This is a genomic window from Martinezella sp. CNPSo 3957 (assembly GCF_057784395.1).
In genome coordinates this window covers 56,661-71,109 of sequence record NZ_JBXSOU010000021.1, presented here as the reverse complement: position 1 = coordinate 71,109, position 14,449 = coordinate 56,661, and the positions used below count along the sequence as shown (strand labels likewise).

At 57.8% G+C, this 14,449-nt stretch carries 13 protein-coding genes and 4 pseudogenes; 7 read left to right on the top strand and 10 right to left on the bottom strand.

Features of this window, described 5'->3' with window-relative positions; genetic code table 11:
- The first annotated feature begins 14 nt into the window (after nt 1–14).
- From AC13QE_RS30005 to AC13QE_RS29995, 3 genes and pseudogenes are all read left to right on the top strand, one after another.
- Nucleotides 15–778, top strand: a protein-coding gene (locus AC13QE_RS30005; protein WP_488486473.1) for an IS5 family transposase whose coding sequence is annotated in 2 segments (ribosomal slippage) — nt 15–330 and nt 330–778 — 765 coding nt in all. Because the reading frame shifts where the segments join, the coding sequence is not laid out codon by codon here.
- A 13-nt stretch (nt 779–791) separates the two neighbouring features.
- A pseudogene (locus AC13QE_RS30000) lies at nt 792–1,117 on the top strand (aldehyde dehydrogenase family protein); the annotation flags it as partial.
- Nucleotides 1,118–1,128: 11 nt separating this feature from the next.
- Nucleotides 1,129–2,052, top strand: a complete 924-nt coding sequence (locus tag AC13QE_RS29995; RefSeq protein ID WP_488486472.1) for an SMP-30/gluconolactonase/LRE family protein — start codon at nt 1,129–1,131, stop codon at nt 2,050–2,052.
- Nucleotides 2,053–2,259: 207 nt separating this feature from the next.
- Here AC13QE_RS29995 and AC13QE_RS29990 read toward each other — a convergent pair whose 3' ends face one another.
- The 8 genes from AC13QE_RS29990 to AC13QE_RS29955 all read right to left on the bottom strand — a co-directional run bounded on the left by AC13QE_RS29990 (nt 2,260) and on the right by AC13QE_RS29955 (nt 9,925).
- A complete protein-coding gene (locus AC13QE_RS29990) occupies nt 2,260–2,445 on the bottom strand; it encodes a hypothetical protein (protein WP_488486471.1) in 186 nt (61 codons plus the stop codon).
- A gap of 373 nt (nt 2,446–2,818) precedes the next feature.
- On the bottom strand, nt 2,819–3,688 hold the full coding sequence (locus AC13QE_RS29985; RefSeq protein ID WP_488486470.1) for a D-psicose 3-epimerase: 870 nt from the start codon (nt 3,686–3,688) through the stop codon (nt 2,819–2,821).
- A gap of 121 nt (nt 3,689–3,809) precedes the next feature.
- Complete coding sequence (locus AC13QE_RS29980) at nt 3,810–4,454, bottom strand: nucleoside triphosphate hydrolase (protein WP_488486469.1); 645 nt, start codon at nt 4,452–4,454, stop codon at nt 3,810–3,812.
- A 27-nt stretch (nt 4,455–4,481) separates the two neighbouring features.
- On the bottom strand, nt 4,482–5,342 hold the full coding sequence (locus tag AC13QE_RS29975) for a sugar phosphate isomerase/epimerase family protein (protein ID WP_488486468.1): 861 nt from the start codon (nt 5,340–5,342) through the stop codon (nt 4,482–4,484).
- Nucleotides 5,343–5,345: 3 nt separating this feature from the next.
- Complete coding sequence (locus tag AC13QE_RS29970; RefSeq protein ID WP_488486467.1) at nt 5,346–6,341, bottom strand: ABC transporter permease; 996 nt, start codon at nt 6,339–6,341, stop codon at nt 5,346–5,348.
- A complete protein-coding gene (locus AC13QE_RS29965) occupies nt 6,341–7,354 on the bottom strand; it encodes an ABC transporter permease (RefSeq protein ID WP_488486466.1) in 1,014 nt (337 codons plus the stop codon). The genes AC13QE_RS29970 and AC13QE_RS29965 overlap by 1 nt, the downstream gene beginning before the upstream one ends.
- Nucleotides 7,347–8,837, bottom strand: coding sequence for a sugar ABC transporter ATP-binding protein (locus AC13QE_RS29960; RefSeq protein WP_488486465.1), 1,491 nt, complete (start codon nt 8,835–8,837; stop codon nt 7,347–7,349). Before AC13QE_RS29960 ends, AC13QE_RS29965 begins: the two co-directional genes overlap by 8 nt.
- Nucleotides 8,838–8,950: 113 nt before the next feature.
- The gene (locus tag AC13QE_RS29955; RefSeq protein ID WP_488486464.1) at nt 8,951–9,925 is read right to left on the bottom strand and encodes a substrate-binding domain-containing protein; all 975 of its coding nucleotides are present in this window, start codon (nt 9,923–9,925) and stop codon (nt 8,951–8,953) included.
- 245 nt (nt 9,926–10,170) lie between these two features.
- On the opposite strand from AC13QE_RS29955, the gene AC13QE_RS29950 reads away from it, so the two are divergent.
- The 4 genes and pseudogenes from AC13QE_RS29950 to AC13QE_RS29935 all read left to right on the top strand — a co-directional run bounded on the left by AC13QE_RS29950 (nt 10,171) and on the right by AC13QE_RS29935 (nt 12,952).
- Entirely contained in the window at nt 10,171–11,265 is a 1,095-nt protein-coding gene (locus tag AC13QE_RS29950) for a LacI family DNA-binding transcriptional regulator (RefSeq protein ID WP_488486463.1), read from the top strand.
- Between the two features lie 27 nt (nt 11,266–11,292).
- Nucleotides 11,293–12,015: pseudogene (locus AC13QE_RS29945) on the top strand (TniB family NTP-binding protein); the annotation flags it as partial.
- Between the two features lie 246 nt (nt 12,016–12,261).
- Nucleotides 12,262–12,723 (top strand): annotated as a pseudogene (locus AC13QE_RS29940) (IS5 family transposase); the annotation flags it as partial.
- Nucleotides 12,724–12,735: 12 nt separating this feature from the next.
- Nucleotides 12,736–12,952: pseudogene (locus tag AC13QE_RS29935) on the top strand (transcriptional repressor TraM).
- A gap of 10 nt (nt 12,953–12,962) precedes the next feature.
- On the opposite strand, the gene traR reads toward AC13QE_RS29935, so the two are convergent.
- Nucleotides 12,963–13,667 carry an autoinducer-binding transcriptional regulator TraR gene (gene traR, locus AC13QE_RS29930; RefSeq protein ID WP_488486462.1) on the bottom strand — a complete coding sequence of 235 codons (705 nt, stop codon included), beginning with the start codon at nt 13,665–13,667 and terminating at the stop codon, nt 12,963–12,965.
- A 123-nt stretch (nt 13,668–13,790) separates the two neighbouring features.
- Nucleotides 13,791–14,435 carry a TetR/AcrR family transcriptional regulator gene (locus tag AC13QE_RS29925; RefSeq protein ID WP_488486461.1) on the bottom strand — a complete coding sequence of 215 codons (645 nt, stop codon included), beginning with the start codon at nt 14,433–14,435 and terminating at the stop codon, nt 13,791–13,793.
- Between the last annotated feature and the right edge of the window lie 14 nt (nt 14,436–14,449).

The window sequence follows — 14,449 nt, the reverse complement described above, 5'->3', positions numbered from 1 at the left end:
TAAGGAAGTCTTTGATGACGCGTCGTCGCTACGAACTGACGGACCATGAATGGTCGATCATATCGCCGTTGTTGCCCAACAAGCCACGCGGCGTTGCCCGCGTTGATGATCGGCGGGTACTGAATGGCATTCTCTGGCGGTTTCGAACGGGCTCGCCCTGGGTGGAAGTCCCGGAACGCTATGGCCCGCCGACCACCTGTTACAACCGCTTCGTCCGCTGGCGGAAAGCCGGCGTCTGGGACGGGCTCCTTGAAGCGGTCTCGGCGGCTTACGATGGCGACATCGTCATGATCGACTCGACCTGTGTCCGCGTGCACCAGCATGCTGCCACGGGAAAAAGGGGGATGGAGACGATGGCGGCATGGGACGCTCCCGCGGCGGACTTACGAGCAAAATCCACGCGCTCGTCGACGCCGAAGGTCGCCCCGTCAACCTGCGTCTGACCGGCGGGCAAATCGCTGATTGCACACAGGCCGACGCGCTGACGGGCGAACTCGGCCAAGGAGATATCCTCCTGGCCGACAAGGGTTACGACACGAATGCCATTCGGGCCAAGGCCGCCGAGCGAAAGGCTTGGGCCAATATTCCGCCGAAGACAAACCGCAATGGCTCCTTCGTGTTCTCGCGCTGGGTCTATCGGCAACGTAATCTCGTGGAACGGTTCTTCAACAGGATCAAACAGTGCCGTGGCATTGCAACCCGATATGACAAGCGCCCGGAAAACTATCTCGCCGCCGTAAAGCTCGTCGCCGCAAGAATATGGTGCCGAAGTTTATGAGTCTACGCCGTAGGCGAACAACCAGATGCGTATCAGCCGCGAAGAGATTTTCGGACCGGTCGCCGCGTCATTCGCGTCAAGAACTATGACGAGGCGCTCGCCGCTGCCAACGACACGCCCTTCGGCCTGTCCTCCGGCATTGCGACGACCAGCCTGAAATACGCGACCCATTTCAAGCGCAATGCCGAGGCCGGCATGGTGATGGTCAATTTGCCGACCGCGGGCGTCGATTTCCACGTGCCCTTCGGTGGCCGTAGGGGTTCGTCCTTCGGTTCACGCGAACAGGGCAAATATGCCAACGAATTCTTCACCACGGTGAAGACTGCCTACACCCAAGCGAGAGAATGCCCATGTCTGGTCAGGTTCCGCCCTTTTCTGCGCTTTCGCATAGGTCACATATTCTCGGAGAAGGCCCGCGCTGGGTCGAAAACAGGTTGTGGTGGATCGACATAGACGCGGGCGAGCTCTGGTGCTCGGATGACCACGGATCACTCGATTGCATCCTGAAGATCCCGCGCCAGATCGGCAGTTTCGGCATCACGACGGACGAACGGATCGTTCTCGCGACGAGGGATGGCTTCGAGCTCTTCAATCCAGCAACCGATCAGTTGTCGTTCCTTGCCAACCCGCAACCCACAGCGGACACACGTTTCAACGATGGGCGCGTCGATGCCGCCGGCCGATTCTGGGCCGGCACCATGGTGGTTGACCCGGCCCGATACGGGGAACCGCTCGGCGTGCTCTACCGCATCGACCCCGACGGGCGCGTGACGCAATATCTCGATGGTCTTACCATCTCCAACGGCATCGACTCGTCGAACGATTCGAGGACCATGTACCTGAATGATACCATGCGCGGCACGACATGGGCCTTTGATTACGACTTGAACAGCGGCACTCTAGCCAATCGGTGGGTCTTCGCCAGCATTTCACCCGACGACGGCTGGCCAGATGGCCTTGTCGTCGATGCACAGGACCATGTTTGGATCGCTATGATCGGTGGCGGCCGCCTGCTGCGGTTTAGGCCGAACGGCGACCTTGATTGTGCCATCCCGATCGGCACGGCCTGGCCTACGGCACCGGCGTTCGGCGGTAGCGACCTATCGTCGCTGTTCGTGACAACGTCTCGCCATCTTAAACCTGACAACCATCGCGATCCTCTGGCAGGCGTCGTGTTGAAGGGACAAAGCAACTGGCAATGGCGCTCCGAGAACCTCATGCGGCTAAACACGCCGACGCCAATTGTCGAGCCGACTCCGGGCAAGACAAAATGAAACGCGCCAGGTGTGAGTTTTGAATTTTATGAGTTGAAAGAAGTCGAACCATCGACCTAGCTGTTTGCTCACCATCATGAGGATTGTGCCACTAGCAGTCATTGCTGACCGCATTCGTCGCAAGAAAAATGCCCCAGGGAGCTGACCCCGGGGCGACAGTGCATGGGCTTGCTTGGAAGGCGTAGGATGCCGCGCGGTCAATGTTTATCAGCTATTCGTCAGAAGCTTGTGAAGGTCGTCGGCGCTGATGTCTTCCTTACACACTTCGGTGATCTTTTGACCGTGCGCCATGGCGACCATGCGATCCCATATCTCCCACACATGGTGCATGTTATGCGAGATGAAGAAGCCGGAGATACCTTGCTCCTTCAGATGTGCCGTCTGGTGCAACACCTTGTTCGTCTCCTTGACCGACAAGTGGTTTGTCGCTCGTCTAGGATGACGACCTTGGACTTGAAGTGCATGGCCCGATGCGGTACTTGATCGGCTCGCGCCCGATGAAGTACCGCATCGTGCCGTGTGGTTCAATTCCTCTGCTGGGAGAGAGCGGGCGGTGAAATTGAATTTTTCTCTGCTCCCAGAGTGATCGTGCGACTTGCCCCTGCCTAAGTTGGAAGCGATCTTCAGCGGGCTGAGCAGACCCAACGCAGGCGCAACATATCACCGCGCGCCCCGCACCAAGAGCTAACCTAGGAACGTTTAGAAGGGTAGCCAGCCTGCACGGAAGTGCGGACCGTTGTTTCCGTCCAGCACAGTGGCGGCTGGGTCAGCCTCCGAGCACGAACCTGGAGAACGCGAGAGAATTCCGGGCATCTTCGTCCATCTTGGCCTCGTCCGCTCCGTTGGTAAGGTCACGCCATACGCGAATGTCAGACCCGATCGTGCCGCCGGTCTTCACAAACGGCTCCATCACAACCGCACCTGTGTAGTTGATACTACGAAGCGCGAGACCGATTTCGTGCCAAGGGATTCTGCCCTTCCCCGGTACGCGGCGGTTGCTTTCTCCGGTGTGGAAATGCCCCAGCAGCGGCCCGGTGGTCCGGATGGCGTCGCCGAAGCTGTCTTCCTCGATGTTCATATGGAATGTGTCGAGCATTACCTTGACGTTCGACTTGCCGACGTCTTTGACGAAGGCAACGCCTTCAGCGGCAGTGTTCAGGACGTGGTTTTCGAAACGGTTCAGCACCTCGATGCAAAGGTTGATGCCGAGGTTGTTCGCGAAGTCCGCGATGCCGTGAATGCCTTCGACCCCGCGGGCACGGTCGCCGATCTTGTCGACTGGCTGCGTATAGTCGACCGGCCAGTACGAGTGGAGTGCACCGCCGATCGATTTGATATCGAGCTTGGCTACGTTGGTGAGCGTCCGCTCGAAGAATGCCTTGCCGGCTTTGCGCACATCGATATCGGGCGATGACAGATTCTTTGTCTTGGAAGGACCGATGCCGGCAGTCAAAATGATGCCGTTGTCTTTCGCGCTCTGCTTGATCGCCGCGAGGTCGGCATCACTGTACTCGTTGATATGATGCGCGGCTACTTCGATAACGTCGAACCCGAGCTTCGCCACCTTCTCCACGTAGGGGCCAAACTTCGCGCTCCATTCATGCTCCCAGTAGGAGTAGTAGATACCGTGTTTCATAAGAGCCTCCTTGAGGTTTCAGCTTGTTGATGGCTGACAGGCTAAAGGCGCCGTCGAAAACGGCGACAGCACTTCGAGCCGAGGGCGGCGAACCGAATGTCCTTCGGTCCGATGTGGCGAATTAGTTGTTGTCGATGCGTCGGTCGGGCTCGGCGCTGCCCGATATGATGGCAAGGCCATTCGGCAGATCGTTCTCTTCGATCTTGCGATTGATTTCCTTTGGGTCGATTCCATAGGACCGCCAGCGATCCTGGAGCCGTTTCCGCAGGTTGCCTTCGCTGACGTCAACAAAGACGGTGAAGTCGAAAATCGGTTTGAGCCTATCCCATGGAGCCTCGCGGGAAAGCAGGTAGTTCCCTTCGCAGACGATGATCTTCGTCGACTGGGCGATCAGGCTGCCGCCGGCACGGGCGATTTCGATCGAACGATCGAAGACCGGGACGGCAACGACATCGTCTTCGTTGGCCTTGAGCCGCTCCAGCATCCGACGGAATCCGTGTGCGTCGAACGTATCGATCGCCCCCTTGAACGGCCGCCGGCCCATCTGCTCCAAGACGACGTCATCGTAATGATAACCATCCATTGGGAACAGGGCCGCATTGATGTGATCATCTTTGATGCTCTGCACCAGCTTCTCGGCAAGCGTCGATTTTCCCGAACCAGGAGCACCGGCGATGGCAATCAGGACTCTCTTACCGCCATTTTGAGATAGAAGCTCAGCAGCGAGTCTCGCGATCTCGCTCGCGTTTTCGTCAATCTTGCTCAAGGAATTCCCCCTCTGTCAGCCTGACGCCTACGCGCCGAATTCCCGCATTCCGTATTGCGCGGCCTTGCCGCGCAGGAACGACAGACCTCTTCCCATGACTTCCTCTTCGTCGCGGGCCACCGGACGCCATGTCGAGATATCGCCGGCCATCTCTTTCGGCATGCTGACGAAGCTTTCGAGGACGAGAGCGCCTTTGAAGGCGATTGCCGAAAGGGCGACGAAAATGGAATCCCAGGGTACGTTGCCCGCGCCCGGAGTTCCGCGATCGCTTTCGGACATGTGCATGTACTTGAGGTGACCGCGGGCGGCGAGGATGCCGTTGGCGGCTCCCTTTTCCTCCATGTTCATGTGGAACGTATCGAGATGAACGAACACGTTGTCCATTCCGATACGCTCAACCAGAGCCACGGCTTGCTCCGCGGTATTGATGAGATGATTTTCATATCGATTCACAGCTTCAATGCCGAGCTGAATGCCCTTGGATTTTGCGCGTCTCGCGGCCGCCTCCAACGCCCGGGCCAGGTTGTCATACTCGCCTTGAGTTGGCAGCGAGCCGGTTCGTTCGTTCGTGCCGCCGAATGTAACGCCGGTGAGTGCCTCAGCACCCATTTCCGCCGCCTTGTCGATCGCCGTCTCCAGGTGGCGGATTGCTGCGTCGGGTCGTCGCGATGCCCATGCCCCCTCGGGAAGCACAAGCGAGCAGGCTGCCCTGATATTACACTTCTCCAGAAGCGAGCGGGTGTGCCCAGCGTCGACCGAGGATGCATCGAGCAAAGGGATTTCGATGAAACCCAGCTGGTACTTCCTTGCGCCAGCAATGGCCCGCTCGGCTCCTGCGCGGTCCCAGCTCATTGTCCACATGCTTGCGTGAATCCCAAAACCCTGCACGGTTCATCCTTTCTGTTTGTGTGAGGCCACGTAGACCGAAACGATGGTTCTCGCGGCCATGACGACGATCATGAGGACACCCCATAGCGCCGTTGCGAGATGTTGATTGGCTCCCATCAGGTTGAGCCCCGAGGACAGGAGTTGGAGCACGATCAAGGCAACGAAGACCGGAAGCACCCGTCCAAACCCACCGAAGGGATTGATCCCGCCCAGGAATGCGGCCAGTACCGTGATCAGAAGGTAAGACTCTCCATGACCGACACGAACCGAGTTGAAGCGAGCGAGCATGATCACTCCAGCGACAGCGCACATCACTCCAGACAGCGTATAGACGAGGACGAGAATACGGCGCGTGTTGAGCCCGGAGTATTGGGCAGCGTCAATGTTCGAGCCGATCATCAGCAGCCCGAAGCCCAGCTTGAAACGTGTCAGCAACAGCTGCCATAGGCCAACGCAAACGATGAAGATCAGAAGCGGAATTGGCAGGCCGAATATCTGTCCGTGCCCGATCGGAGCGATGAAGCTAGGGAAGCCAGAAACGTCACCACCACGTGTCAAAAACTCCCCCAGACCACGCAGGAAGATCATCATCGACAGCGTCACAAGGATCGGATGGGCACGAGTAAAGGCAATCGCGGCTCCGGTCATCAGGCCCGCTGCGCCACCCGTGGCGAGCGCTGCCACAACACCAAGTGCGAAGGCGGATGGCGGCGCATCTACCCCGCCGTACGACTGCATCACCCAGGCCGCGGCAAGCCCCGACAGATTGGCGGTGAATGTAACCGACAGGTTGATGCCGCCGGTCAAAAGCGGAAGCAGCATCGCAAGCGTAAGGAGGCCGAGTTCGGGAAGCTGGAAAGCGACGGAGCCGAACGTTGCGGCGGAGATAAAGTTGTTTGCAGCGAGACCAAAGATGATCATCACGGCCAGAAAGGCGATGGCTGGACCCGTCATATCTGCGCCGAAGGTGGCATTGAACCTTTGAGCTATGGCTTTCATTAATGTGTGCTCCCCCTTCTTGTGCCGCCCTTGGCAAGGAACGGCAGAAGCTTGTCGATGCGTGCGGATGAGAGCGTGATGGCGATGAGGATGATCGCGCCGACGATCATCTTGAATGCGAAAGGCGAGACGCCCATCAGGTTGAGGCCATTCTGGGTGATGGAAACCATCAAAACACCCAGGACACACCCGATAACCGAGCCTTTCCCACCCCCGAGCCGGGCTCCGCCGAGAACCGTCGCGGCAAGGACGTCGAGTTCACGGCCGTAAAGAGCATTCGGCACGACTTCCTCGGCGTAGTGAGCCTGCATTAGTCCAGCAATACCCGCCATGAGGCCAAGCCAGCCGAACGAGATGTAGTGCATCGCACCGATATTGATGCCGAAGCGGCGTGCACCCTCGGGATTGTCACCGAACGCATAGAGTTGGCGACCAATGGTCGTGCGGGAAATCATGAACCAGGTCGCGACGCAACAAAGGATCATCACGACGACCGGCAGCGTAAGCTCCACCCACGACCCATCTGCCATCTCCCGTTCGTAGAAAACAACTCGCGTCGTCAGCCACTCAGGCAGGTCGTAGATCGACACGCCCTTGGTGAAAAACATCAGCAGTCCAAAGAAGATGTTGAAGGTCGAGATGGTGGCGACGATCGAGATGATGTGCAGCCGGTAGATCAACGCTGCGTTGATCCAGCCGAGCCCGATCCCGATTGCGCCGGCAATGATGAACCCTTCAGCCCAGTTGCCCCCACCCAACGCGCCGAGTGCGAGGGCGGTCACATATTGAACGACCGACGCGGCGACGGCGAAGGAGATGTCAATCCCGCCCGAGATCAGCACCACGAGCAGTCCGACGGCAAAGATGACGTTGACGGCCGAGACGTTCAGCACATCAAACGCGTTCGAAACGGTGAGAAACCGATCCGTTTGAAAAGACAGAACGACGCAAAGAACGATCATGACCGCCAGAAGCGTGAATTCCGTCGTGTGTCCCAGGATCAATCTACGCATAGACGGCCGCCTCCAGTTCTGCGAGCGACACGCTTCTAGGGTCATAGGTCGCGTGGATTTTGCCTTCCACCATGTGGATGATGCGGTCGGCGTTGAAGTAAACCTCGGGCGGCTCGTCGGAGATCAGGATGATCGCTAGACCTTGTGTCGCGAGCTTGCGGACGATCTCGAAGATGCCAGCACGGGCACCGACGTCAACGCCGACCGTGGGCGCGTCGAGGATGAGAATCTTGGGGCCGATGGCGAGCCACTTCGCAATCGCGACGCGCTGCTGGTTGCCGCCGGAGAGTGTCCGAATGGGGTCGTCGGGGGTGCCTATCTTGACGCCGAGCGCCTTGATCCAATGTTCGACGACGCTCGCCTTCTTCGTCGGCGAGATCATGCCGCCAGACATAAGCTTGTCGAGCGAAGCCATAACTAAGTTGTCAGCAATCGACTGCGGCTGATTGAGGCCAAGGGACAGACGGTCTTCGGAGAGATACGCAACGCCAGCACGAATGGCGTCCCGGTTGGAGCCGAAGCTGACGCGCTTTCCCTCAATACTGATTTCGCCAGCCTGGGGCCGATGCATTCCAAAAATTGTCAGCGCAAGCTCGGTGCGGCCGGCACCGAGCAGGCCAGTAATTCCAAGAGTCTCGCCCCGTCGCAGGTCAAACGTGACGTTCTCGAACTCTCCTGCACGAGTTAGCCCCCGCACCGATAGGACGACACTCGCCTCATCATGATCGGCGGCGATCACTGAGCTGTCGAAGTTCCGCCCTGTCATGAGCTCCGTCACGCGGGACTGGCTCATTCCTTCTACAGGAAACACACCAACAAGCGCGCCGTCGCGAAGGACGGTCATGCGATCGGAAATCTCAAGGACTTCGGCAAGGCGGTGGGAAACGAAGACGACGGCGACGCCCGATGCCGAAAGGTGTCGAACGATTTCGATCAGGTAGTCCGTCTCGGACTGTGTCAACGATGCCGTCGGCTCGTCCATAAAGACTAGTCGAGCCTCGCCGACCAGTGCGCGCGCAATGGCGACGATCTGACGTTGCGCGATAGGAAGTTCCTTGAGCGGCTTATGAAGATCGATGCTGACGCCAAGTCGCCCAAGCGCCTTTTTAGCTGCTTCTTCGATCTTGCGCGTATCGACGAGGCCGTACTTTCCGTTGACCGCGTACTGAAAGCCGATGTTTTCTGCGACGGTCATCTCCGGGAAGAGCGCGAGGTCCTGCCAGATGACCTGAATACCTAGCGATTGCGCCAATGTCGGTGTCATCGCATTAATCGGCTGGCCGTCGAAGAAGAACTCCGCACCGTCCTGTGGCTTGTAGACACCTGTGATGACCTTGATCAAAGTGCTTTTGCCGCAGCCATTTTCGCCTGCCAGGCAGTGCACCTCGCCGGGGTTGACCTCGAACGACACTCCCTTCAGGGCACGCACGCCGCCAAAGGTAACCTTGATGTCTTTGAGTGAAAGGAGTGGCTGAGCGCTCATATCATGTCTCCCTGATCAACCGCCCGTTCGGCGGGGTGCGCAGGTGCCGTATATTTGAAGTGGAGGTCGCGAGGAGCAGGCTCCCCGCGACCCAAGCCTGGGCATGGGGAGGATCAGAGGCCCATGGCAACCAACTTATCGATGCTTTCCTTGTCGATGGTCAAAAGCTGGTCGACGACGATCGTATTGCCCTCAGGGTTGATTTTCCCGAGACCCTCGATGTCATCACCAGCCTTGGGGACTTCGCCCTTGGAAATGCGATCTGCGAGGGTAACGAAGACTTCGCCGGCCTGTTTGGGATTCCACATGAAGCCGCCGGTAAGCGCGCCCGACTTGATGAGCTTTGCGCCCTGCCCGGGGGAGAACGGACCGATCACGAACACCTTGCCGTCTTTGCGACGCTCTTCAACCGCACGGCCAGCGCCGATCGGCCCCTGCGAACCGAATGCCAGAAAGCCCTTGAGGTCGGCGTTAGCAGCCATGAGGTCGAGTGCGGTCGAGCGGCTCTTGTCGACGTCTTCGGCGACGCCGTAGCGGTCGCCAACGAGCTTCATGTCGGGATAATTGGCCTTGATGTAGGCGATCGCCGCATCAGCCCAGGCGTTGTGCAACGGAACGGTCAGCGATCCGACGAATACCGCGTAGGAGCCCTTACCACCCATTTTTTCCGCTAGAAGCTTGCCGTGCGCTTCGCCGAAGCCCTTAGCGGAAGCAAGTTCGAAGTCCCAGTCCGCTCCGACCTGCTTGGGCGATTCATGGGTGATGACCTTGATACCAGCCTGCTGGGCCTTTTTGAGAACTGGCTCCAGAACCTTCGCATCGTTCGGTACGACGCCGATGTAGTCAACTTTCTGGGCGATCAGGTCTTCGATCGCACGAACCTGAAGAGCCGGATCGGCACTGGTTGGACCGACCATGAAACCTTCGACACCGAGCTTGCTGCTCTGCTCCTTGATGCCAGCCTCCATGGCGTTGAACCACGGAATACCGCCAATTTTCACCACAACACCGATCTTCGGTCCGGCGAAGGCGGTCGATGCGAGAAGCGACAGCGAAAGGGCGAGCGTAACTGCGAGCATTCTCTTCATGGATTTCTCTCCTCCTAGTCCGGCCAAAGGAGATACGCCCACACGTGCCCCATGCCCGTGCGCTGGCGTTTTCGGCCCCATGACAGAACCTCCTCCCTTGCCGCTTTCCTCAAAGCACCATCTTTATGCACAATCGTTATTGCTTTCACTGCACAATCGATGGTGCAATGAACATACCATTAAAAAGGCTTTCGTCAAGGGGCGCGATTGTTCTAAGCATTGAAGCGCTGTCAGGAGATTCGTTGATGCCGGAAAAAGAGCAAAAGAAGGCAACGATTTACGATCTATCGGTGGTCTCCGGAATTTCGCCGTCGACCGTCAGCTCTGTCCTCAATGGTACTTGGCGCAAGCGGCGAATATCCGAGAAAACCGCTGACAAAATCATGTCGCTGGCAAAAGCCCATGGCTACACAGCCAACCTTCAAGCACGAGCGTTGCGAAGTTCACGCTCCGGTCTCACCGGACTGCTGATACCGGTCTACGATACCCGCTTCTTCTCATCGATGGCTCAGACCTTCGAGGCGAAAGCGCGTCAACGCGGCCTCGTCCCGATGGTGGTTTCTGGCCGACGCGACCCCGAAGAGGAGCGGCGGACAGTGGAATCGCTGATCGCCTACTCCATCGATTCGCTCTTCGTTGCAGGCGCGACCGATCCCGATGGCGTTCATCAAGCATGCATCCGAGCGGGTGTTCCGCACGTAAACATCGATCTGCCCGGGAAATACGCGCCGTCGATTATCTCAGACAACCGCCAGGGCGCGGAGGCGCTAACCACAGCTATTATTCGACACGCCCGGGGAACTGGAGCGCTCACCCCCGACGACGTATTCTTTTTCGGCGGACGCGATGACCACGCAAGTCGCGACCGCGTCATCGGCTTCCATGAGGTGAAGCAGGCTATTTTCGGAGACGACGTTCCGCAGGACGACATCGAGGTCACCGGGTACTCCCCGGGGATGACTTCACAGGCCTTCGAACAATTCTATGAAAGACATGGAAGGCTGCCCCGCTGCTTCTTCGTCAACTCATCGATCAACTTCGAGGGACTATTGAGGTTCATGGGGCGTCACGATGGCGAGGCTTTCGGCGACATCGTGGTGGGATGCTTCGACTACGATCCGTTCGGATCATTCCTTCCCTTTCCCGTCTACATGATCAAGCCAAACGTCTCCGAGATGCTCGATCGAGGTTTCGACTTACTGGAGGAAGACGAAGCGCAGCCCCAGATCATCATGATCAAGCCGCAACTTGTCCCTCCACGAACGGCACTCGAAGGGCCACTAGACGCTATCAAGGACCCTTCTCCCACGAACGAGCGCCCGCAATCCAATCGACGCTAAGTTGGCCCGCGGCGACCCTGACCGAAAATCTCCAATCAAGCCTCCGCTGTTGGTTTTCACCTGCTCGAGCATGTCCAGCCGTATCTCGATCGTGATCAGAACGAGCGAATCGCCTACATCCGCGCGGCCCGGTGGATCGGGTATCATGTTGCTCAGGATAGCCATCGGCGTCTGGCCGAGCTCTTGGAACGCCCCCGTTCTTGCGAACTCAGGGGCTGATGTTGATCGGACCCTACGCCGATGGCAAGACGATGATCGCCGAGCGGTTCGCCGTGGAGCACCTGAGAACCTCCCCCGAGCAAAAAGTAAAGATCGCTTAGACGCGCGAAGGTGCCGGCCTTGGCCATTTCTATGTCAGCATTCTACAGGCATTACGTGCTCCGGGCGGCGACATATGAGACCTTCGCCGCAAAGCGCAACTCGACCACTTGCTGCCGAGTCTCAAACCGAGGGTGCTGGTTTCGATGGGTTTCATAATGCGCTGCGGGATCGGGCATGCGACGTCGAAGCCGTCTTCGCCTTCCTTCGGCGGATCGGCCGCCACCAGTACGACATCTCGCCGGTGCTGATCGGCGAGGTGGCTGTCTGCGATTTCATCAACGCCACCAGCGAGATGGCGAGCCGCTTCGATCTCGTTGTGGTCCCGCGTTGCAATATGACGAGAACTATCTCATGCTGCTCGACAGTCTCGAAGCCGTTTTGCCGGTGGCCAAAAGCTCGGATCTATCGAACGAACCGTTGGCGCGGCGGTGGCGGTGACCCAAATGAAGATAACGCCGCGACGGCAACCTCGACCGAGACGATAGCGTCCGATCCGAACAAGGCAGGCATCAGGATTGACCTTTCCGGGATTGGTGCAAGGCAGTGAATGCTATTCGTCTGCAGATCTGCAAAGCGATTGTTTTGCCAATGCACTAGGCTGTGGTGACGATTTAAGGGTTTGGGATTCCCAATTGGGAGCAAATCAGGTTCAAGACTGACTTTTGGAGGTCGGTCATGGATATCGATAGGCTCAGTGCGGAGCAGTGGTCTCGGATCGAGCCGTTTGTGCCAGGAGGGCGCAAGGGGCGTCGTGGTCCGCGCTCCAACAACAGGCGGTTCGTCGAGGCGCTGGTCTGGATAGCCCGCTCTGGTGGACGTTGGCGTGATTTACCCGAACGCTATGGCGACTACCAGACCGTCAAGCGCCGCTATTACCGCTGGATCGAGATGGGTGTGCTCGAACGTTTGTTCGAGGCGTTAGCGCGAGAAGCGGACCTTGACTGGGTCTCGATCGATTCCACCTCCATCCGTGCCCAGCCTCAAGCCGCTGGCGCCCGGCGAAAAAGGGGGAGCGGACGCCCAGGGCTTGGCCGCTCACGCGGCGGGCTAGGCACCAAGATCCACGCCGTCGTCGATGCTTTGGGGTTACCGGTGCGCTTCGTACTTGCGCCGGGGACGCGCGGAGTCTCTAGCGCAGAAATCGAGACTTTGACAGTAAATGCCATTCGGCTGCACAGGCAGCTTGTGGATAAGGCGGATCAACTGTTCCAGCTGTTGCCGGAGGACATCAAGATAGGAACGGCTGCGGGGAGGCGAGCAGCATCTCGAATACATCGAAGCGATGATCGAGATGCATGCGCAGATGGGCCCGGTGAACACGCTGGTAGGACTTCTGGGTTTCATCCCGAAAGTGTCGGTTAACTGAGGATTTGCGGCTAGATGAGCCCGGCCCGGATGGCCAGTGCCACCAGGTGCGGCATCGTATGGATCTGGAAGCGCTTTCTCGCCTCTTCAAGTTTGCTCTTCACCGAATTGTATTTGACGCCTTCGAGATCGGCCGCTTCTTCCATCGTCTTGCCGACCGAGATCCAGTTGAGATACGCGGCCTCCTTCGGGTCAAGCCAGGCCGGGTGCTGTGCACTCGGAGTTAGGGGCAACAGGGTCATGCGGGTGTGAAGCTGCCCAACAGCGGCGGCCGCCGCGACAGGATCGATATCGTGTTCGAGGTCAATTGAGGATTTGTCAGAAGCCATCGTAAACATGGAAGTCGATCCATTGGCCGCTCTAATGGGAATGGTGATCCCAGAACGGATCCCGAAATCCGCTGCCTGGTCGAAGAACGCTCGCTCCTCTTTCGATAGATGCCGCCGTTCATGCTCTCCACTCCACGTGAACACTCGCTTTATCGACTTGGCGCGCTTCACTATCGGGTCGATGGCCTCGAATTTCCTTTTGAAATAGATCGACCGCCATTCGGGAGAATAGTTTGATGAGGCAATCGTATGCCCTGGTCGAATGTAAAGATAAGCGTAGCCGAAAAAGCCCGCTTGGTGGGCAAGATGGGTGAGAGCATCCTTGAGAACATTCTCGTCGCCTCGAAGTGCAGCAAGATCGATTAGCTTGTCCAGCCAATGTTGCATATTTTACTCCGTAGATTGTCAGGTGGGACAGATCACGAGTCGCTCCTCCTCAATTGCAATAAATTTATGTACAATGAAAAGTTGTATAAGGTAAATTATGCGACTGGCGTGGGGCTTTGCTTTCTATGCACGCCAGTGTGCGGCCTTCGAGATTGTTCCTAGAATGCAATCTGTGGCTCTTTGAAACGACTCAGCGCTAAAATCTGCTTTATTCATAAGTCGAAGGCCCTGGAAATAGAGTAAAAGCGCGGTGCCCAGCTCCGATCGGCTCGACATAGGATCGATTGATCCGTCAGACTGGCCCTCCGAGACAACATTATCGATTAGCGCCTGGAAACTCCGAAACGCCCTATCTATCTCATTGCGTACGCGGGCGTCATGGATTGAAAGCTCATTCAGAGTCCCGACTAACAAGCAGCCAAGTCGACCCTGGTCACCGCACGCAGACTTAATACAGCTAAAGGCGAGCAGGCGAAGTTTCTCGATGCCAGTCGTGCCACGCGACAGGGTCTCGGTGAATAACCGGTCGCGTTCACGAACATATTGCGAGAGACAATCAACAAAAAGACCGTTCTTGTCGCCAAACGCCTTATACAGGCTACCGGTCGTCAAACCGGTGGCCGCGCAGATATCGGGGATTGAGGCTGCGTGGAAGCCTTTTTCCTGAAACAAAAGTGTAGCTTTGCCAACCGCAGCCTCAATGTCGAAGCTGCGTGGACGTCCGCTACGACGGTTGCCGGCACGATCTTTCGTGGCATGCTGCGTCATGAATGGTCCAACTG